Raw genomic sequence first — 18,593 nt, forward strand, 5'->3', positions numbered from 1 at the left:
GTGGATGCCGCGGGTATGCCCCCCGTAAAGCAGGGTTCTGTCCTGCTTCGTCACGTTCTGGTCATGGTCGCGCGGTTGTTCTTGACGGCGCGATAGGCGCTCTCCGAGGGCATCATGGTGCAGATCACAGCGAGGGCGAGGCCGCCGAGCATGAACACCAGGCTGCCGAGGGTCCCCGCGACCAGGAAGTCGCCCTCGGGGCGCTGCGAGTTCCCGGTCAGCAGCATCGCGAACCAGCCCAGGGCGGGCAGGCCCGCGCCCAGCTTGGTGCGGGTCAGCGTCCGGCCGCCGTAGAAGACCGCGCAGGTGCCGGCCAACGCCAGCAGCAGGCCCCCGGGGAACCACAGCGCCTGGACCAGGCAGCCGGCCAGGCCGACCGCCGCGCCGAGCACCGTGAGCAGCACATAGGCGATGATCCGCCCGGCCGAGGCGAAGGCCGGCGGGGCCGGCTCGGGCCGCGGCGAGGAGGAGCGCGGCGCGGGTACGGTCGCCCGTCCGGTCCGGTCCTGGGGTCGGCTCATCGGGTCAGGCTCCATCCGTGGGCGGGGTCTCCGGGTCGAGGCCGGCGAACAGGTCGTCCTCCCGGCCCGAGCTGCCGCGCGGTCCGGCCTCGCCCCGGACCAGCTGGTAGTACTCGGTGGCCGGCATCGGCTGGCCCAGGTCGTTGGAGAGCGAGAAGAAGGGGCCGTCCACCGCGATCTGGGTGTGGTGGGCCCGCATCGCCGCGGTCTTCCGGTCGGTGTAGGCGGTGCCGTCGACCGCCGCGGTGACCAGTTCGTCGGCCAGTACACCGGGGACGTCCTCGGGACCGGCGATGCCGGGAAAGGGGAACTCCTTCCCGGCGGCCCGCAGGGCGGCGAAGCCGGCCTCCAGCACCGAGTACGGCATGCAGTTCCAGTAGACCTTGGCGATGTCGTGGGCCGGGCCCAGGTCGGGGCGGAAGTCGGGATCGGCGGCCAGCTCGTAGGCGCGCATGGCCACCCGGTGCGCCTGGATGTGGTCGGGGTGGCCGTAGCCGCCGTTCTCGTCGTACGTCGCCAGCACGTCCGGGCGGGTCTCCCGGACCACGGCGACCAGGTGCGCGGCGGCCTCGTCCAGGTCGGCCTGCCAGAAGCAGTCGGGCCGCTTGTTGCTCGCCACGCCCATCATCCCGGAGTCCCGGTAGCGGCCGGGGCCGCCGAGGAAGCGGTGGTCGGTCACGCCGAGGGCGGCCATCGCCGCGGCGAGTTCGCCGATGCGGTGCTCGCCGAGGGTGTCGTCGCGGTCGGCGGCGAGGTGCTGGAGCTCGTCGCCGATCACTTCGCCCTCCTCACCCAGGGTGCAGGTGACCAGGGTGACCAGGGCGCCCTCGGCGGCGTAGCGGGCCATGGTGGCTCCGTTGCCGATCGTCTCGTCGTCGGGATGGGCATGGACGAGGAGCAGGCGGCGAGCCGCCGAGGGGGCGTCAGGCAGGGCAGTCATGGGGATCAGCCTAGGCGACCGGTCCGACAAAGGCCTTTGGCGGGCTGTCAGGTCCGGTCGACGCGTCGGATCCGAACGACCTGTCAGATGCGGATGCCGGAGATCATTCCGGCCACATTGGTGGTGAGGGTGTGGATCGGGTCCGCGATCGAGGTGGACGCCAGGTAGAACCCGAGCAGGGTGCAGGCCAGGGCGTGCCACATCTTGAGTCCGGAGCGCCTGATCAGCAGGACAACGATGATCAGCATCAGGACAGCGGCGGAAATCGGCAGAACCATCGCGACTCACCTCTCAGCAGTGGCACGGCTGGGACGGCCGTACCGACGGTCGGGGCGGGTAGTGGCTACCCAGTGAGTGACCTGTCGATCACTTTCCGTCATCATGCATATGCCGGAGCAAAGGTGCACGTCAGGGGCGCACGCGTCGCGGCGGCGCGACCCGCCCACCGGGTCCGAACGGGCTATCGACAAGGCTGGGACGTTTGCGAACGATCGGCCTGCTCCCCCTGGCCGACCGGCCCGCATAGGGTCGTGGGATGACCACGGAGATCAGCTTTCCCCGCCAGTACTCCCGGACCCTGCGCTTCACCCTCGGCGCCCCGCGCTCCTTCACCGTCTCCCCGGACGGCAGTCGTGTCGTCTTCCTGCGCTCCGCCGGAGGGGCCGAACGGGCGAACCTGCTGCAGGTCGTCGATCTTCCGCACGGCGGTGCTCCATCCGAGCGAGTCGCCGCCGATCCGCTCGCCCTGCTCGGCGCGGGGGAGGAGGAACTGACCCAGGAGGAACGGGCCCGCCGCGAGCGCAGCCGGGAGGGCTCGTCCGGGGTGGTCGGCTATGCCACCGACGCCGCCGTGACCATGGCGGCGTTCGCCCTCTCCGGCCGTCTCTTCGTCGCCGACCTGGCCACCGGGGAGACCCGGGAGCTGCCCGCCCGCGGTCCTGTGCTCGACCCGCGGCCCTCGCCGGGCGGGGACCACATCGCCTATGCCACCGTCGGCGGCGAACTGCGCGCCATCGCCGCCGACGGCAGCGGCGACCACGCCCTGGCCGGACCGTCCGGGGCCGAGGACGGCGAGGTCGCCTGGGGGCAGGCCGAGTTCATCGCCCAGGAGGAGATGGACCGCAGCCGCGGCTTCTGGTGGGCCCCCGAGGGCGACCGGCTGCTCGCCGCCCGGGTCGACAACTCCCCGGTGCAGCGCTGGTGGATCGCCGACCCGGCGAACCCCGAGCGTCCCGCGAACGAGATCGCCTACCCCCGGGCGGGCAGCGCCAACGCCGAGGTCACCCTGGCCGTGCTCAGCCTGGACGGGGCCAGGACCGAGGTGGACTGGGACCGCGCGGCGTACCCGTACCTGGCCCGGGTGCACTGGTCGGCCGGCGGCCCGCCGCTGCTGCTGGTGCAGTCCCGGGACCAGCGCCGGCAGCTGGTGCTGGGCGTGGACCCGGAGACCGGCGCGACCGCGGTGGTCGCCGAGGAGCAGGACCCGGTGTGGCTGGAGCCGCACTCCGGCGTCCCGGCCTGGACCCCGGACGGGCGTCTGGTGCGGATCGCCGATGTGGCCGGCGCGCGGGTGGTACTGCTCGACGGGCAGCCGGTGACCACGGCGTCGCTGCAGGTCAGGGCGGTGCTGGAGGTCGGCGACCAGGAGCTGCTGGTGGCCGCCTCGGCGGGGGAGGCCGCCGCCGAACCCGAGATCGGCGAGGTGCACGTCTACCGGGTGTCCGCGGCCGGGGCGAGCCGGGTCAGCGAGCACCCCGGCTACCACTCCGCGGTGGGCGGCGGCGCGGTCACCGTGCTGTCCTCCACCGCGCTGGACCGCTTCGGCGCGTCCGTCCGGGTACTGCGCGACGGCGCCGAGGCGGCGGTGATCGCCTCGCTCGCCGAGACCCCGGTGCTGCGGGCCGCGCCGGTGCTGTCGCTGGCCGGAGAGCGCCGGATCCCCTCCGCCGTGCTGCTGCCCACCGGCTACGACCGGGACCGGGACGGCCTGCTGCCGGTGCTGATGAACCCCTACGGCGGCCCGCACGGCCAGATGGTGCTGGCGGCGCAGAACGCCCACCTCACCTCGCAGTGGTTCGCCGACCAGGGCTTCGCCGTGGTCGTCGCCGACGGCCGGGGCACCCCCGGGCGCAGCCCGGCCTGGGAGCAGGCGATCGCCTTCGACTTCGCCGGAGCCACCCTGGACGACCAGGTCGAGGCGCTGCAGGCGCTGGCCCAGGAGCACCCGCTGGACCTGGACCGGGTCGGCATCCGCGGCTGGTCCTACGGCGGCTACCTGGCCGCCCTCGCCGTGCTGCGCCGCCCCGACGTCTTCCACGCCGCCGTGGCCGGCGCCCCGGTCACCGACTGGGGCCTCTACGACACCCACTACACCGAGCGCTACCTCGGCCACCCGGATGAGCGGCCCGAGGTCTACGCGGCCAACTCGCTGCTCGCCGACGCGCCGAAGCTGAGCCGGCCGCTGCAGCTGATCCACGGCCTGGCCGACGACAACGTGGTGGTGGCGCACACCCTGCGGCTCTCCTCGGCGCTGCTGGCGGCAGGACGCCCGCACGAGCTGCTGCCGCTGTCCGGGGTCACCCACATGACCACCCAGGAGGAGGTCGCGGAGAACCTGCTGCTGCTCCAGGTGGCCTTCCTGAAGCGGTCGCTCGGCCGCTGATCCGCGGCTTCTGACCCTCGTCCCGATCCCGGCATGACATCTGTCATGCCGGGATCGGGAGCGCCGGCACTGCCCGCGGGCACCCTCGCTCGGCCAGTCTTGGGACTGTCAGCAGGAACGGCGAGCAGGACGAGGGAGCGAAGCCAGCGATGAGTACTTCCGTAGAGCGGAGCACGGGGGCGGGACGAAAGGGTCCCGGCTCGGGGGAGGTCGCGGCCTTCCGCAACGTCAGCAAGAACTTCGGCGCGGTGCAGGCCGTCAAGGACATCAGCCTCACCCTGCACCCGGGTGAGACGGTGGCCTTCCTCGGCCCCAACGGCGCCGGCAAGTCCACCAGCATCGACATGCTGCTGGGCCTGCGGGATCCCAGCGCGGGCAGCGTCACCCTGTTCGGCGGCACCCCGCGCCAGGCCATCCTGGACGGCCGGGTCGGCGTGATGCTGCAGAGCGGCGGCCTGATGCCGGACGTGAAGGTCCGCGAGCTGGTCAAGTTCGCCTGCGAGATCCACCCCCGCGGCTACGACGTCGAGCAGGTGCTGAAGACCGCGGGGATCGCCGACATCGCGGACCGCCTGGTCGACAAGCTCTCCGGCGGCCAGGAGCAGCGGGTCCGCTTCGCCATCGCCACCGCGGGCGACAGCGACCTGATCGTCCTGGACGAGCCCACCACCGGCATGGACGTCTCGGCCCGGCAGGCCTTCTGGGCCGTGATGCGGGCCCAGGCCGACGCCGGCCGCACCGTCCTCTTCGCCACCCACTACCTGGAGGAGGCGGACTCCATCGCCGACCGGGTACTGGTGGTGCACAAGGGCCGGCTGATCGCCGACGGCACCGCCGCCGAGATCAAGGCCAGGGCCGGGCTGCGCAAGATCTCCTTCGACCTGCACCCCGAGGACGGCACGGACCTGGCGCTGCTGCGGAACATCCCCGGCGTCACCTCGCTGGACATCAGCGGCCACACCGTCCGGATCAACAGCAACGACGCCGACGCCGCCGTCGCCGCGATCTACCGCTCCGGCTTCTACCCGCGCGGCCTGGAGGTCACCGGGGTGGGCCTGGAGCAGGCCTTCCTCACCATCACCGGCGAGCAGGACGCCGCCGACGAATCCGCCTCGCTCGACAAGGAGACTGTGCGATGACCACGTTGATCAAGCTCGAGGTGCTGCGGATCCTCCGCAACCGGCGCTACCTGATCTTCAGCATCGCCCTCCCGGCCGGCCTGTACCTGCTGATGATCAGCGCCTACAAGGGCCTGGACACGCTGGGCGGGGTGTCGATCAAGTCGTACTTCATGGTCTCCATGGCCACCCTGGGCACCGTCTCGGCGTCGATGAACACCAACGCCATGCGGATCGCCCTGGAGCGCAAGAGCGGCTGGGCCCGCCAACTGCGGCTGACCGCCCTGCCCAGCTACGGCTACCTCATCGCCAAGGTGGCCTCCACCGCGGTCTCCACCCTGCCGGCGATCCTGGTGACCTTCGCGATCGGCTACGCGGAGGGGGTCAAGCTCTCCGGCTCCGAGTGGCTGTTCCTCTTCCTGACCCTGTGGTTCGGCGGCTTCATCTTCGCCGCGCTGGGGGTGGCCCTCGGCTACGCGGCCTCGCCGGACTCGCTGCAGCCGATCGTGATGATCTTCTACATGGTCCTGCTGATGCTCGGCGGCACCTACTTCCAGATCAGCGGCAGCTTCGGGGACTTCGCCAAGTGGACGCCGATGGCGCTCTACAACCAGCTCGGCCGGGTGGCCCAGAGCGGTTCCTCGCTCGGGATGGGCGCGCTCAGCGCGATCATTGCCTACGCGGCGGTCTTCGCGGCCCTGGCGGCCTTCCTCTACCAGCGGGACCGCAAGGAAGCCTGACCTGCAGTCAGCACCGCGCCGCCGGGGACGAACCGTCCCCGGCGGCATCCCCGTACCGCGGCAGCCGAGGAAGTCATGGAAGGAGACGCCGCTGTGAAGGAGTCGCAAGGCGTACGCATCGGGCAGGCTCCGGAGAACCGCCGGCAGATGTTCGTCAAGCTCTGCTGGATGTTCCTGTGGCTGACCTACCTGGCCTATCCGGTCAGCGACCTGCTGGACGGAGGCCACTCGGCGCCGGCGGTGGTGGCCGGCTGGATCGTCCTGGTGGTCTTCCTCGCCGGCTACGCCACCCTGGTGCTGCGCCGGCAGGCCCTCGGCCAGGCCGGCCGCTGGAACCGGCTGACGGGCTCGGCGCTGGGGCTGATGCTGGTGATCTCGGTGGTCGCCTGCTTCACCCTGGGCGACAACTGGCTCGCGCTGTTCAGCTACACCGCGATCTGCGCCGGGGTGATCCTGCCGCCCAGCGTCGCCATCTTCGGGGTGGCCGGGGTCTCGGCCATGGTGGTGGGGACCGGGCTGCTGCTGAACTTCTCCGAGTCCGCGCTGATCCCGATCACGGTCTCCTCCTTCCTCGGCGGCGCGGCGATGACCGGGCTGCAGCGGATGGTCCGCACCATGCAGGAGCTGCGCGAGGCCCGGCAGGCCGTGGCCGCCCTCGCCGCCTCCGACGAGCGGCTGCGGATGGCCCGCGACCTGCACGACCTGCTCGGCCACTCGCTGTCGCTGATCACCCTGAAGACCGAGCTGACCTCCCGTTTCCTGGACCAGGAGCGGTACGAGGAGGCCAGGGCCCAGGTCAAGGACATCGAGAAGGTCAGCAGGCAGTCGCTGGTGGACGTCCGCGAGGCCATCGGCGGCTACCGCCGTCCCAAGCTGGCGGTCGAGGTCGCGGCGGCCAGGACCGCGCTGCAGGCGGCCGACATCGAGGCCGACACCGACCCGGCGATCGCCGACCCGCACCCCGGGCTCGGCCCGGACCAGGAGGGCGCGCTCGGCTGGGCGCTGCGCGAGGCGGTCACCAATGTGGTGCGGCACAGCGGGGCGCAGCTCTGCACCGTGCGGCTGGCCGAGTTCATGGAACCGGACGGCGGCCGCTCACTGCGGCTGGAGGTCGCCGACGACGGGGTGGGCGCCAAGCGGGCCGGGCAGATCCGCCACGGCAACGGCCTGACCGGCCTGGCCGAGCGGCTGGCCCTGGCCGACGGCCGGCTCGACGCGGGCCCGGGACCACGCGGACGCGGCTTCGCGGTGCGGGCCTCGGTGCCGTTGCGTGCGGTGATCACTCCCACCGAGGAAGCTGTGGCCGGTACCGTTCAGCAGTGATCAGAATTCTCCTCGCCGAGGACCAGGGCATGGTCCGTGAAGCCATCGCCGCGCTGCTGAGCCTGGAGGGCGACATCGACGTCGTCGCCCAGGTGTCCCGCGGCGACGAGGTCGTGGCCGCGGCCGTGGCCCACGACGTCGAGGTCGCGGTGCTCGACATCGAGATGCCCGGGCTGACCGGCATCGAGGCCGCCGCACTGCTGCGCCGCGAGCGCCCCGACATCAAGATCGTGATCGTGACCACCTTCGGCCGCCCCGGCTATCTGCGCCGGGCGATGGAGTCGGGGGCGGACGCCTTCCTGGTCAAGGACGCCCCGGCGGCCCAGCTGGCCGAGGCGGTCCGCCGGGTGCTGCGCGGCGAGCGGGTGATCGACCCGACCCTGGCCGCCGCCGCCCTCGCCGACGGCGCCAACCCGCTGACCTCGCGCGAACGGGACGTCCTGGCCGCGGCGGCGGACGGCTCCGCCAACTCCGAGGTGGCCAGCCGGCTGCACCTCTCCGAGGGCACGGTCCGCAACTACCTCTCCGCCGCGATCCAGAAGACCACCGCCCGCAACCGGACGGAGGCCGTTCGGATCGCCCGCGAGAAGGGCTGGCTGTGAGTCCGCCCCGGGTGCGGGCCCTGGGCACGGGTCCTAGTTGAGGCGGTGGCGGGCGGCCTTGGCCTCCAGCCGGACGCGGGTGGCGGAGTCCGGGTCGAAGGCGTCCAGGATCTCGGCGTAGGAGTCCATCTCGCGGGCGCCCTCGGTGAAGCGGCCGGTCTTGACCAGCAGTTCGGCGCGCTCCAGCCGGAGCTGGGCCGGGTGGCGGGGGAGCAGCAGCGACAGTTCGGCGGCCCAGAGCTGGGTGCGGGCGTGCTCCGGGCGGGCGGCGGCCCAGGCGCGGATGTTGCCGAGCACCCGGAGCACTATGTCCAGCGGCTCGGCCGGCCGCAGCAGGTCCCCGGTCAGCGGGTGTCCGCCGTCGGCGGCGATCGCCGCGGCGTCGTCGAGGGTGAGCAGCCGCCCGCCGTGGAACGGGTCGGCGAGGACGAAGTCGCGGTCCGGGTCGCCGACGCCGATGACGAAGTGGCCCGGCAGGGCGACCCCGTACACCGGGAGGCCGAGGGCCTGCGCCACGCTGATCCAGACCACGGAGACGGTGATCGGCAGCCCGCGTCCGCGCCGCAGCACCTGGTGCAGCAGCGAGGACTCCAGCCGCAGGTACGCCCCGGGGCCGCCGCGGAGGTCGGCGGAGCCGGCCAGCGCGCCCGCCAGCAGCGCCGCGGTCTCGGTCGGCGAGGGGTGGCGTCCGGCCGCGCGGAACGAGGTCGCGGCGAGGGTGGTGAGCCGGTCCAGGGCGCGTCTGGCGGGGGCCAGGCAGGCGTCGAGGTCGCCGTCCTGGGGTTCGAGGTCGACCTCGAACCCCATCAGCAGGCACAGCAGAGCGAGGTCCGGCGTTCCGCCTCGCGCCTCGGCGGCGAACCGCTCTCTGCTGTCCTCGGTCATCGCGGGGGATTCTATGCGGCAGCGGGGAGGTGAGGGCGCATCAGCGCGGCACGCCGTTCCCCGGTGGGCCGCTACGGCGCCAGCCGGGCGTACTGGTAGCGGTGGCTGGTGCGGAAACCGAGCTTGTCGTAGAGCGCGATCGCCCGTTCGTTCTCGCCCTCGACCTGGAGGTATCCGCCGGTGGCGCCCTCCTCCGCGGCGCGGCGGGCGAGCGCGGCCATCACCTCGGTGCCCAGTCCGCGCCGGCGCAGTTCCGGAACCACCTCGATGGCGGCGAAACCGGCCCACTCGCCGTCCACCGCGCAGCGTCCGATCGCGGCCGGGCCCGGCTGCCCCGGCAGGGTGAGGGTGGCGAACCAGACCGAGCGGCCGCCGTGGATCACGGTCTGGGCGATCCGCTCCAGCTCCGGGTCGCCGCCGACCCGGCGGTAGCGGGACATCCAGTCGGCGTCGGCCCGGCGCGCCAGCCGTACGTCCAGCGTGGTGGGGAGCCTGGCGAGGGGCGCCAGCGGGGTGGTGCGGAACAGGGTCGCGGCCTCGGTCGCCCCGCGCTCGGCGAGCGCGGCGGCCAGGCCCTCGGGGGAGCCGGGGGTGGTCACCTCGATGAACGCGGGCAGACCGCGCCGGGCGTACCAGCCCTGCGCCAGATCCAGCGCCTCGGCCAGCGGGAGCCCCGGATCGCCGAGCGTCTGCACCGAGTTGGCGCGGCGGGTGAAGCCGCCCGAGGCCCGGAGCAGCCACTCGCCCAGCGGCTCGGTCTCCACCGCGGGCCAGCCGCGGGCGGCGATCCGCTGCAGCGCGACCGGGCCGGGATCGGCCGGCGCGGCGGTCGACCGCCGGACCGGCGCCGGGGGCACCGGCTTGCCCGCGACCAGCACGTCCTGGCTGATCTCGACCGGTTCTCCGGCACGGTTGACGACAGTGAGTCGCCCGTTGTCCCACGATGTGAGCACCCCGATCACGTCGCCGAACACCGGGCGCCCCTCAGAAGCAGCCAAAATTCTTCGAACGGAAACACGTTTCCCCAGGTCGGACGGGGTGATGTGGATCTCTGCCCGTGCATGTCCGATAGTGTTGTCCGCCATACCCGCCACCTCCGGTGCAACCGCCGTCCTGAAACGGCGATACTAGGGGCGGGCATCGACGACGCCGCGCTCCCCTGCGCGAATGCAGCCCCTACGAGGAGGAACGTCAGCGTGACCTACGTCATCGCGCAGCCTTGTGTCGACGTCAAGGACAAGGCATGTATCGAAGAATGCCCCGTCGACTGCATCTACGAGGGCAAGCGGTCCTTGTACATCCACCCCGACGAGTGCGTGGACTGCGGAGCCTGTGAGCCCGTCTGCCCGGTCGAGGCGATCTTCTACGAGGACGACACCCCCGACGAGTGGAAGGACTACTACAAGGCGAATGTCGACTTCTTCGACGACCTCGGTTCGCCCGGTGGTGCCTCCAAGCTCGGCCTGATCGACAAGGACCACCCGTTCATCGCGGCCCTCCCGCCGCAGAACCAGTGAGTTCTGTGTCGCAGCTGTTGCCGGTGTTCCCCTGGGACCGGTTGGAGCCGTACAAGGCCACCGCGGCCGGTCACCCGGACGGCATCGTCGACCTGTCGGTCGGCACGCCGGTCGACCCGGTGCCGGAGCTGGTCCGGGCCGCCCTCGCGGCGGCCGCGGACAGCCCCGGCTATCCGACCGTCTGGGGGACGCCCGCGCTGCGGGACGCCCTGGTCGGCTGGTCCGAGCGGCGGCTGGGCGCGGGCGGTCTGACCCACCGCCATGTGCTGCCGCTGGTCGGCTCCAAGGAACTGGTCGCCTCGCTGCCGACGCAGCTGGGCCTCGGCCCGGGCGACCGGGTGGCCTACCCCCGGCTGGCCTATCCGACCTATGAGGTCGGCGCGCGGCTGGCCCGGGCGGACTACGTGGTCTATGACGACCCGTGGGATCTCGACCCGGCCGGGCTGAAGCTGCTCTGGCTGAACTCCCCGTCCAACCCCACCGGCCGGGTGCTGACCGTCGCCGAACTGCGCCGCACCGTGGCCTGGGCCAGGGAGCACGGGGTGCTGCTGGTCAGCGACGAGTGCTATCTGGAGCTGGGCTGGGACGCGGAGCCGGTCTCGGTGCTGCACCCGGACGTCTGCGACGGGGTGTACGACGGCCTGGTCGCGGTGCACTCGCTCTCCAAGCGCTCCAACCTGGCCGGCTACCGGGCGGCCTTCCTGGTCGGCGACCCGGCGGTGCTGGGCGAGCTGCTGGAGATCAGGAAGCACAGCGGCCTGATGGTCCCCGCTCCGGTGCAGGCGGCGACGGTGGCCGCGCTCGCGGACACCGCTCACGTCGCAGAGCAGCGCTCTCGCTACGCCGCCCGGCGGACCGCGCTGCGCGGCGCGCTGGAGGCGTACGGCTTCCGGATCGAGCACTCCGAGGCCAGCCTCTACCTCTGGGCCACCCGGGACGAGCCCTGCTGGGACACCGTCGCCGACCTGGCCAAGCACGGCGTGCTGGTCGCGCCGGGCGAGTTCTACGGCGCGGCCGGGGCGCACTTCGTCCGGGTCGCCCTCACCGCCACCGACGAGCGGATCCGCGCGGCGGTCCAGCGGCTGGGCGGCTGAACCGCACGACGGTACACATGAGCAGGGCCCGGAAGCCGACAGCTTCCGGGCCCTGCTCATGTCCGCGGGACGGGTGCTCAGCCGACCGGCAGGCCGCCGAGCGGCAGCATCTGGGTGACATTGCCCAGGCTGGAGGTGTCGCCCAGGCCGGGCAGCCCGCCGAGCCGCTGCGCGGGCGAGTCGGCCGGAACGGCGGCCGCGGGCGCCGCGGCCGGGGCGGCGGCAGGAGCGGCGGCCGGGGCGGCCGCCCCGGTGACGCTGCTCAGGGTGGACTGCGCGTCGTTCAGCGGCAGCGAGTTCAGCGGCAGCGAGGAGAGCGCGCCGGTCGGTGCGGCGGCGGGGGCCACGGACTGCACCGTGCTGGTGGCGGAGTCGGCGGCGGGCAGGCCGCCCCTGGTGGTCGGGATCGACCGGGTCGCCGGGGAGGCGGCGCCGGCCAGGCCGCTGGTGCTCCCGGCGGTGGAGCCGGCCACCTCGGCCAGCTGGCCGGTGGTGCTGCCGAGCATCCGGTTGGCCTCGGGAAGGGCCTTGGCGGCGGTCTGGCCGGTGGCGTCGGCCGCGGCGGGCACGGCGGTGCCCACCGCCTTGCCGGCGCTGCTGCCGGCCAGCTGGCCGGTCTGGTGCGTGGCGCCCTGGAGGTCGCCGCCGAGGGCGCCGGCGTCCAGCTGGCTGACCCCGCCCAGGTCGGGGACGGCAGGCAGCGCGGGCGCCGCGGAGGCCACGCCGGTCATCATGGCGGGGACCGCACCTGCGGCGACGACGAGCGCGGCCTGGGCGATCCGGCGCGAGAGGGGGAGAGACATGGTGCTCCTCGTGGAGATGGGGTCAGGACCTGCCCGCCGGGCGGACGTGGTGATTACCGCCTGAGCAGCAAGAAGGTTGCGGCCGGTCCAGGCAAAGAGTTCCTAAACATCGCATTATCTTTTTCGGTGCAAATGCTGACATTTTGATTGCCTGTCAGCGCACCGGGAGAAGGTTTCTGCGCTGTATTCCAAGGCGTGAAAGGCCCACACGCGTTCTTCGCAAATCAGCCGGGCGTTAGGCCGTCCGGCGAGCCCCCGCGTCAACCCGCCACACCGGTGTTAACCCGCCACGGTGATCTGGACCGAGCTGCTCGGCGCGGCCGTCTGCCACCCCTTGGCCGAGTCCCGGCCGCTGTGCCAGCTCTTGCCGGCGTAGGACACCGAGGAGATGTGCAGCTGCTGGCAGTGCGCCACGGCCCACTGCGCCACCGCCCAGCCGTGCTGGGTCGTGACACTCAGGCTCAGCCCCGGCTGCGCGGCGGCGGAGTGGGAGGTGGAGTTCGAGGCGGAGCTGGAGGTGGAGGTGGAGCCGGCGCCGGTCGGCGGGACCGCGGCCGCCACCGGCTGCACCGTCCGGCCGAAGTCCTTGGTCAGTGCGTTCGCCACGGCCGTCGCGCCCGGCTGCAGGCCGTCCGCGCCGACCGCCCCCGCCGCCGCGGTGCCGACGCCGTTCACGGTGCAGTTCAGGGTGGCCGGCAGCCGCCCGGTCAGGGTGGCCGCCAGGGTGGTCGCGTCGTCCTCGTGCTGGGCGTAGGCGTCCGGGTAGCCGCTGTGCTGGACGTCCTGGGCGGCGACGGTCAGCGGGAGTTGGGCGTAGCCGGGGATCTTCACCAGCTTGTCCAGGAACTTGTCGGTCGCGTAGACCGGGTCGCCGATCTGGGCCGGGGTGCCCCAGCCCTGCGAGGGGCGCTGCTGGAACAGGCCGATCGAGTCCCGGTCGCCGGCCGGCAGGTTCACCAGCCGGGACTCCTGCATGGCGGTGGCCAGCGAGATCGCCACCGCCCGCTCGGGCAGGTTGCGGGAGACGGCCACGGCGCTGATGGTCCCGGCGTTGCCCATCTGCTCGACGCTGAGGTCGACGATGCCGTTGGCGGTGTCCACTTCGCAGCCTTCGGAGAGCGCCGGCGCGGGCAGCAGGTCCCGGTGCCGGTTGAGGTAGAGGCCTCCGGTGACGAGCAGTCCGACCACCAGGAGGAAGGGAAGGCACCCGAGCCAACGCCGCCGGCGGCGCACCGGAGCGCTCTCCGCGGAGTCCATGATCGACTTCAGGCTCACCCGTTTGCTCCTCCTTGCGGTGTTCGATGCACCCTACAGACTCGGACGACTCCTTGGTCAGCCCCGTTCCCCGCACCCACGCCGTAGGCTGGCTGCTCATGACCCGTTCCCCGGCCGCCGAGGCCGCCGCTGCTGCCGTGCCCGTGCTCGATCTCACCCGCTCCGGCGGTGAACTCACCGCCCAGCTGGTCGACATCCCGTCCGTCAGCGCGGACGAGAGAGTACTCGCCGACGCCGTCGAAGCCGCTCTGCGCGCCCTGCCGCACCTCACCGTGGACCGGGACGGCGACGCCGTCGTCGCCAGGACCAACCTGGGCCGGGCCGAGCGGATCGTCCTCGCCGGACACCTGGACACCGTGCCGATCGCCGACAACCTCCCGTCCCGGGTGGAGGGCGACCTGCTCTACGGCTGCGGCACCTCCGACATGAAGGCCGGCGTCGCGGTCCAGCTCCGGATCGCCGCGACCGTCCTCGACCCCAACCGTGACCTCACCTTCGTCTTCTACGACTGCGAGGAGATCGAGGCCCCGCGGAACGGTCTGCTGCGCCTCGCCCGCAACCACCCCGACTGGCTGGCCGCGGACTTCGCGGTGCTGATGGAGCCGAGCAACGCCCAGGTCGAGGGCGGCTGCCAGGGCACCATGCGGGCCACCGTCAGCACCGGCGGCCACCGGGCCCACTCGGCCAGGAGCTGGCTCGGCGACAACGCCATCCACAAGGCCGCGCCGATCCTGCAGCGGCTCGCCGACTACCGGCCGCGGCTGGTCGAGATCGACGGCCTCGAGTACCACGAGGGCCTGAACGCGGTGCGGATCGAGGGCGGGGTGGCCGGCAACGTCATCCCCGACGCCTGCGCCGTCACGGTCAACTTCCGCTTCGCGCCGGACCTGGACGAGACCCGGGCCGAGGCGCACATCCGCGAGGTCTTCGAGGGGTACGAGGTCGCCGTCACCGACTCCGCGCCCGGCGCGCTGCCCGGCCTGTCCCACCCGGCCGCCGCCGCCTTCGTGGCCGCCACCGCGGCCACGCCGCAGGCCAAGTTCGGCTGGACCGACGTCGCCCGCTTCTCCGCGCTGGGCGTCCCGGCCGTCAACTACGGCCCCGGCGACCCGAATCTGGCCCACACCAGGGAGGAGCACTGCTCGCTCTCCGCGGTCACCGAGTGCGAGAAGCGGATCCGCGCCTGGCTGCAGGATTAAAGATCCCACCCAGGACCCGGTGCGCGTCGTAGTCTGCGTAGGTATGACGAACGACGAGCGGTCAACGGGCGCGAAGAAGTCTGCGGAGAAGCGGCGCGGCCCCGTGCTGCTCCGCGGCGAGCAGGTCGACAGCAGCACCACCGACCAGCGGCTGCTGGACTCGGCACAGAACTCGGACTGGCTGCACACCGATCCCTGGCGGGTGATGCGGATCCAGTCCGAGTTCGTCGAGGGCTTCGGCACCCTCGCCGAACTCGGTCCTGCCATCAGTGTGTTCGGCTCGGCCCGGACCCCGGTGGGCTCGCCCGAGTATGAGGCCGGGGTCAGGATCGGCCGGGCCCTGGTCCAGGCCGGCTACGCGGTGATCACCGGCGGCGGCCCCGGCGCGATGGAGTCGGCGAACAAGGGCGCGCACGAGGCCGGCGGCACCTCCGTCGGCCTCGGCATCGAGCTCCCCTTCGAGCAGGGCCTGAACCAGTACGTGGACCTGGGCCTGAACTTCCGCTACTTCTTCGTGCGGAAGACCATGTTCGTGAAGTACAGCCAGGGCTTCATCGTGCTCCCGGGCGGCTTCGGCACCCTGGACGAGCTGTTCGAGGCGCTGACGCTGGTGCAGACCCACAAGGTCACCCGCTTCCCGGTGGTGCTGTTCGGGGTCGAGTACTGGTCCGGCCTGATCGACTGGGTGAAGCGGACGGTGATCGCCGAGGGCAAGGCGTCCCCCGCCGACCTGGAGCTGATCCAGCTCACCGACTCGGTGGACGAGGCCATGAAGATCCTGGACGACGCCGCCCGCCGCAACGGCGTCCAGAACCCGGCCCACAACCCGGAGTAACCGGGACCCGGAGTGAGCTGACCCCTACGCCAGCCCGCGCCGGGCCACCGCCGGCGGCCTGCTGCCGCGGATCGAGGCGACCATGTCCAGCACCTGCCTGGTCTCGGCCACCTGGTGCACCCGGTAGACCTGCGCACCGAGCCAGGCCGAGACGGCGGTGGTGGCCAGGGTGCCGAGCAGCCGCTCGCCGACCGGCTTGTCCAGGGTCTCGCCGACGAAGTCCTTGTTGGACAGCGACACCAGTACCGGCCAGCCGGTCGCGGTCATCTCCGGCAGCCGCCGGGTGGCCTCCAGCGAGTGCCGGGTGTTCTTGCCGAAGTCGTGCCCGGGGTCGATCAGCACCGCCTCCCTGGGCACGCCCAGCGCCACCGCCCGCTCGGCCAGGGCCAGCGTCCGCTCCAGGATGTCCGCCATCACGTCCTGGTAGGCGACCCGGTGCGGACGGGTCCGCGGCTCCGCGCCGCCGGCGTGGGTGCAGACGATGCCGACGCCGTAGCGCCCGGCCACCACCGCCAGCTCCGGGTCCACCCCGCCCCAGGCGTCGTTCAGCAGGTCGGCGCCGACCTCGCAGACCGCCTCGCCGACCTCGTGCCGCCAGGTGTCCACGCTGATCACGGTGTCCGGGTGGCGCTTCCGCAGCTCGGCCACGAAGGGGACGATCCGGCGCAGCTCCTCCTCGGTGCTGACCTCCTCGCCGGGGCCCGCCTTGACCCCGCCGATGTCCAGGATCGCCGCGCCCTCGGCCACCGCCCGGTCGGCCGCGGCGAAGGCCGCGTCGTCGGTGAAGGTCGCCCCTGGTCGAAGAAGGAGTCGGGGGTGCGGTTGACGATGGCCATGATCACCGGCTCGTCCTCCCCGAAAATCCGCGATCCGAGCGCGAGAGCCATGCGTCCTCCAAGGTCCGTACGCCATGATGAGCAGCATTCACTGCTGTGGGGGCCCATCCATGATCCCCCACCGGGAGCCGGGAGTCGTGGGCTTGTGTTCTGGTTGATCGTCGTCGTCATGGTGCTGGTGGTCGGCGCCGCAGCACTGGTCGCCCTCGGCAGCGGCGGGTCGCTGCCGGACGTGGAGCGCGACCGCCTGGCCGCCCGTCTGCCGCTGGACCGCCCGGCGGGCCGTTCCGACGTCGACTCGCTGCGCTTCCCGATGGCCCTGCGCGGCTACCGGATGGACGCGGTGGACGACGTGCTGGACCGCCTCGGCGCCGAGCTGACCCACCGCGACGTGCGGGTCGCCGAGCTGGAGGCGGCCCTGAGCGCCGCGCTCGCGGCCGGCAGCCCGGCGAACGGTGAGCCGGGCACCGCCGAGTTCGAGGCGCTGCGGATGCGCTTCGCCACCCTGGGCGGCCCGCAGCCGCCGCAGGACGCGCTGCCCGGCCTGGACCCGGCGTCCGCCGACCGCGAGGACGGCCAGTGACCGCTGCCGTGCCCGGCGCCGCCGTGGCCGGCCCGGACGGGCTGCTGCGCTGCCCCTGGGGGCTCTCCACGCCCGACTACGTCGACTACCACGACACCGAGTGGGGGCGGCCGGTCCACGGCGACCAGGCCCTCTACGAGCGGGTCTGCCTGGAGGCGTTCCAGTCCGGGCTTTCCTGGATCACCATCCTGCGCCGCCGGGAGACCTTCCGTAAGGCCTTCGCCGGCTTCGCCTCGGCGGTGGTGGCCGAGTACGGGGACGCCGACGTGGAGCGGCTGATGGCCGACCCCGGCATCATCCGGAACCGGGCCAAGGTGCTCGCCACCATCGCCAACGCCCGGGCGCTGCTGGCCCTGCCGGACACCACCCTGGACGCGCTGGTCTGGTCCTTCGCCCCGGCGAAGCCGGGAAAGGCCCCGCGGGTCCTGGGCGACGTCCCGGCGGTCACTCCGGAGTCCACGGCGCTCGCCAAGGAGCTCAAGCGCCGCGGCTTCCGTTTTGTCGGTCCGACCACCGCCTATGCGCTGATGCAGGCCTGCGGCCTGGTCAACGACCATCTGGCGGACTGTCACGCCCGGTAGCAGGCACGGTTGCTGGCGAAGCGTCAGCGTCCGAGGTAGACCGGCTTCTGCTTGGCGAGGAAGGCCTGCACCGCGATCCAGTGGTCCTCCGCGGCCCCGGCCCGGGTCTGCAGCACGTCCTCCTGCTCCAGGGTCTCCAGCAGCGAGTGCGACGCGCCGTAGGCGAGCGACTCCTTGATCGCGCCGTAGGCGACGGTCGGTCCGGCCGCCAGGGTCCTGGCGAAGGCCAGCGCGGTCGCGGCCAGCTCGGCGGCCGGGACCACTCGGTGGGCCAGGCCCAGCGCCAGCGCCTCGGCGGCCGGCACGGTCTGCGGGAACATCAGCAGCTCGGCGGCCTTGGCCGGGCCGACCAGCCGCGGCAGGGTCCAGGACGCCCCGGAGTCGGCGGTCAGCGCGACCCCGGCGAAGGAGGTGTTGAACCCGCCGTGGTCGGCCAGGATCCGGAAGTCGCAGGCCCAGGCCAGGCCTGCGCCCGCGCCCGCGGCCACGCCGTTGATCGCGGCCACCACCGGCTTGGGCATCGTGGCGATGGCGGTGACCAGCGGGTTGTAGTGGTCCCTGACCGTCGACAGCGGGGCCTCGCCGCCGTTCCTCGCCTCCACCAGCTTGCCCAGGTGCTCCTTGAGGTCCTGGCCGACGCAGAAGGCCCGCTCGCCGGCCCCGGTGAGCAGTACGGCCCGGACCGCCGGGTCCTCCTTGGCCGTGGTCATCGCGTCGCGCAGGGCCACCTTGGTCGGTGTGTCGAGGGCGTTCATCGCCTCCGGCCGGTTGATGGTGACGGTCGCGAGCCCCTCGTCGAGCTCGTAGAGCACGGTGTCGGCCATGCGGATCTCCTATTACTTGTCAGTAGTCCCATGCCAGCATGACGGATCGACAGGCGCATCGCCGATGTGACGTGGACCACTGTCAGCCCGCTTCCCCGCCCTGTCCAGGGGAGCTGCCAACGGTGGGCGGGCCGGTGGGCGTACGGGAACTGATTTGCGATCGGAGCTGTGTCGGAAGCGTGTCGCAGAGGCCATCGGGGCAGGAGAGAGCAGTGATGTTGGTCATCAGGCCCTCCGATGCGGGATACTGGACTC

At 72.6% G+C, this 18,593-nt stretch carries 19 protein-coding genes and 1 pseudogene; 11 read left to right on the forward strand and 9 right to left on the reverse strand.

Translation table 11 applies throughout. The features are described from left to right. Positions 1-50 precede the first annotated feature (50 nt). The 3 genes from ACXKR8_RS31760 to ACXKR8_RS31770 all read right to left on the reverse strand — a co-directional run bounded on the left by ACXKR8_RS31760 (position 51) and on the right by ACXKR8_RS31770 (position 1,739). Complete coding sequence (locus ACXKR8_RS31760; protein WP_458268006.1) at positions 51-521, reverse strand: DUF6113 family protein; 471 nt, start codon at positions 519-521, stop codon at positions 51-53. A gap of 4 nt (positions 522-525) precedes the next feature. Next, positions 526-1,461, reverse strand: a complete 936-nt coding sequence (mshB, locus tag ACXKR8_RS31765) for an N-acetyl-1-D-myo-inositol-2-amino-2-deoxy-alpha-D-glucopyranoside deacetylase (protein ID WP_458268007.1) — start codon at positions 1,459-1,461, stop codon at positions 526-528. 83 nt (positions 1,462-1,544) lie between these two features. Beyond that, positions 1,545-1,739, reverse strand: coding sequence for a hypothetical protein (locus ACXKR8_RS31770; protein WP_458268008.1), 195 nt, complete (start codon positions 1,737-1,739; stop codon positions 1,545-1,547). Positions 1,740-1,996: 257 nt separating this feature from the next. Between ACXKR8_RS31770 and ACXKR8_RS31775 the strand changes: the two genes are divergently transcribed. The 5 genes from ACXKR8_RS31775 to ACXKR8_RS31795 all read left to right on the forward strand — a co-directional run bounded on the left by ACXKR8_RS31775 (position 1,997) and on the right by ACXKR8_RS31795 (position 7,906). Continuing rightward, positions 1,997-4,123: a S9 family peptidase gene (locus ACXKR8_RS31775; RefSeq protein ID WP_458268009.1), complete on the forward strand. Its 2,127-nt coding sequence runs from the start codon at positions 1,997-1,999 to the stop codon at positions 4,121-4,123. A gap of 149 nt (positions 4,124-4,272) precedes the next feature. Beyond that, positions 4,273-5,262 carry an ABC transporter ATP-binding protein gene (locus ACXKR8_RS31780; protein ID WP_458268010.1) on the forward strand — a complete coding sequence of 330 codons (990 nt, stop codon included), beginning with the start codon at positions 4,273-4,275 and terminating at the stop codon, positions 5,260-5,262. Continuing rightward, entirely contained in the window at positions 5,259-5,981 is a 723-nt protein-coding gene (locus tag ACXKR8_RS31785) for an ABC transporter permease (RefSeq protein ID WP_458268011.1), read from the forward strand. The genes ACXKR8_RS31780 and ACXKR8_RS31785 overlap by 4 nt, the downstream gene beginning before the upstream one ends. Positions 5,982-6,074: 93 nt before the next feature. Further along, on the forward strand, positions 6,075-7,304 hold the full coding sequence (locus tag ACXKR8_RS31790) for a sensor histidine kinase (protein ID WP_458268012.1): 1,230 nt from the start codon (positions 6,075-6,077) through the stop codon (positions 7,302-7,304). After that, positions 7,301-7,906, forward strand: coding sequence for a response regulator (locus tag ACXKR8_RS31795; protein WP_458268013.1), 606 nt, complete (start codon positions 7,301-7,303; stop codon positions 7,904-7,906). The genes ACXKR8_RS31790 and ACXKR8_RS31795 overlap by 4 nt, the downstream gene beginning before the upstream one ends. Before the next feature lie 33 nt (positions 7,907-7,939). On the opposite strand, the gene ACXKR8_RS31800 is transcribed toward ACXKR8_RS31795, so the two are convergent. Next, positions 7,940-8,791 carry a transglutaminase family protein gene (locus ACXKR8_RS31800; protein ID WP_458268014.1) on the reverse strand — a complete coding sequence of 284 codons (852 nt, stop codon included), beginning with the start codon at positions 8,789-8,791 and terminating at the stop codon, positions 7,940-7,942. Positions 8,792-8,862: 71 nt separating this feature from the next. Beyond that, positions 8,863-9,876, reverse strand: a complete 1,014-nt coding sequence (locus ACXKR8_RS31805; protein WP_458268015.1) for a GNAT family N-acetyltransferase — start codon at positions 9,874-9,876, stop codon at positions 8,863-8,865. A 111-nt stretch (positions 9,877-9,987) separates the two neighbouring features. Here ACXKR8_RS31805 and fdxA point away from each other — a divergent pair, with 111 nt between their 5' ends. Together fdxA and dapC are read left to right on the forward strand one after the other, a co-directional pair. Continuing rightward, positions 9,988-10,308 (forward strand): ferredoxin, encoded by a 321-nt coding sequence (gene fdxA, locus ACXKR8_RS31810; RefSeq protein WP_370147204.1) that lies wholly within the window; start codon positions 9,988-9,990, stop codon positions 10,306-10,308. Further along, positions 10,305-11,402, forward strand: coding sequence for a succinyldiaminopimelate transaminase (gene dapC, locus ACXKR8_RS31815; protein WP_458268016.1), 1,098 nt, complete (start codon positions 10,305-10,307; stop codon positions 11,400-11,402). The genes fdxA and dapC overlap by 4 nt, the downstream gene beginning before the upstream one ends. A 77-nt stretch (positions 11,403-11,479) precedes the next feature. Here the strand turns inward: dapC and ACXKR8_RS31820 are convergent, their stop codons facing one another. Further along, positions 11,480-12,205: a hypothetical protein gene (locus ACXKR8_RS31820; RefSeq protein ID WP_458268017.1), complete on the reverse strand. Its 726-nt coding sequence runs from the start codon at positions 12,203-12,205 to the stop codon at positions 11,480-11,482. 279 nt (positions 12,206-12,484) lie between these two features. Further along, entirely contained in the window at positions 12,485-13,480 is a 996-nt protein-coding gene (locus ACXKR8_RS31825; RefSeq protein WP_458268018.1) for a hypothetical protein, read from the reverse strand. Positions 13,481-13,578: 98 nt separating this feature from the next. Here ACXKR8_RS31825 and dapE point away from each other — a divergent pair, with 98 nt between their 5' ends. Further along, a complete protein-coding gene (dapE, locus tag ACXKR8_RS31830) occupies positions 13,579-14,679 on the forward strand; it encodes a succinyl-diaminopimelate desuccinylase (protein WP_458268019.1) in 1,101 nt (366 codons plus the stop codon). A gap of 43 nt (positions 14,680-14,722) precedes the next feature. Then, entirely contained in the window at positions 14,723-15,514 is a 792-nt protein-coding gene (locus tag ACXKR8_RS31835) for an LOG family protein (RefSeq protein ID WP_458268020.1), read from the forward strand. A 24-nt stretch (positions 15,515-15,538) separates the two neighbouring features. On the opposite strand, the pseudogene folP reads toward ACXKR8_RS31835, so the two are convergent. Further along, positions 15,539-16,401, reverse strand: a pseudogene (gene folP, locus ACXKR8_RS31840) (dihydropteroate synthase). A 94-nt stretch (positions 16,402-16,495) separates the two neighbouring features. Between folP and ACXKR8_RS31845 the strand changes: the two are divergent. Together ACXKR8_RS31845 and ACXKR8_RS31850 are read left to right on the forward strand one after the other, a co-directional pair. Then, a complete protein-coding gene (locus ACXKR8_RS31845) occupies positions 16,496-16,933 on the forward strand; it encodes a DivIVA domain-containing protein (RefSeq protein ID WP_458268022.1) in 438 nt (145 codons plus the stop codon). Further along, positions 16,930-17,514: a DNA-3-methyladenine glycosylase I gene (locus ACXKR8_RS31850; RefSeq protein ID WP_458268023.1), complete on the forward strand. Its 585-nt coding sequence runs from the start codon at positions 16,930-16,932 to the stop codon at positions 17,512-17,514. The genes ACXKR8_RS31845 and ACXKR8_RS31850 overlap by 4 nt, the downstream gene beginning before the upstream one ends. 23 nt (positions 17,515-17,537) lie before the next feature. Here ACXKR8_RS31850 and ACXKR8_RS31855 read toward each other — a convergent pair whose 3' ends face one another. Then, positions 17,538-18,338 (reverse strand): enoyl-CoA hydratase-related protein, encoded by an 801-nt coding sequence (locus ACXKR8_RS31855; RefSeq protein WP_458268024.1) that lies wholly within the window; start codon positions 18,336-18,338, stop codon positions 17,538-17,540. Positions 18,339-18,593 lie beyond the last annotated feature (255 nt).

Source organism: Streptacidiphilus sp. PAMC 29251 (genome assembly GCF_054208735.2).

What these genes read in the sequence shown, in the direction of transcription:
- ACXKR8_RS31775 (WP_458268009.1), top strand. Translation starts at nt 1,997, where the DNA reads ATGACCACGGAGATCAGCTTTCCCCGCCAGTACTCCCGGACCCTGCGC.
- ACXKR8_RS31760 (WP_458268006.1), bottom strand. Translation starts at nt 521, where the DNA reads ATGAGCCGACCCCAGGACCGGACCGGACGGGCGACCGTACCCGCGCCG.
- ACXKR8_RS31820 (WP_458268017.1), bottom strand. Translation starts at nt 12,205, where the DNA reads ATGTCTCTCCCCCTCTCGCGCCGGATCGCCCAGGCCGCGCTCGTCGTC.
- mshB (WP_458268007.1), bottom strand. Translation starts at nt 1,461, where the DNA reads ATGACTGCCCTGCCTGACGCCCCCTCGGCGGCTCGCCGCCTGCTCCTC.
- dapE (WP_458268019.1), top strand. Translation starts at nt 13,579, where the DNA reads ATGACCCGTTCCCCGGCCGCCGAGGCCGCCGCTGCTGCCGTGCCCGTG.
- ACXKR8_RS31835 (WP_458268020.1), top strand. Translation starts at nt 14,723, where the DNA reads ATGACGAACGACGAGCGGTCAACGGGCGCGAAGAAGTCTGCGGAGAAG.
- ACXKR8_RS31805 (WP_458268015.1), bottom strand. Translation starts at nt 9,876, where the DNA reads ATGGCGGACAACACTATCGGACATGCACGGGCAGAGATCCACATCACC.
- ACXKR8_RS31800 (WP_458268014.1), bottom strand. Translation starts at nt 8,791, where the DNA reads ATGACCGAGGACAGCAGAGAGCGGTTCGCCGCCGAGGCGCGAGGCGGA.
- ACXKR8_RS31780 (WP_458268010.1), top strand. Translation starts at nt 4,273, where the DNA reads ATGAGTACTTCCGTAGAGCGGAGCACGGGGGCGGGACGAAAGGGTCCC.
- ACXKR8_RS31770 (WP_458268008.1), bottom strand. Translation starts at nt 1,739, where the DNA reads ATGGTTCTGCCGATTTCCGCCGCTGTCCTGATGCTGATCATCGTTGTC.
- ACXKR8_RS31785 (WP_458268011.1), top strand. Translation starts at nt 5,259, where the DNA reads ATGACCACGTTGATCAAGCTCGAGGTGCTGCGGATCCTCCGCAACCGG.
- ACXKR8_RS31855 (WP_458268024.1), bottom strand. Translation starts at nt 18,338, where the DNA reads ATGGCCGACACCGTGCTCTACGAGCTCGACGAGGGGCTCGCGACCGTC.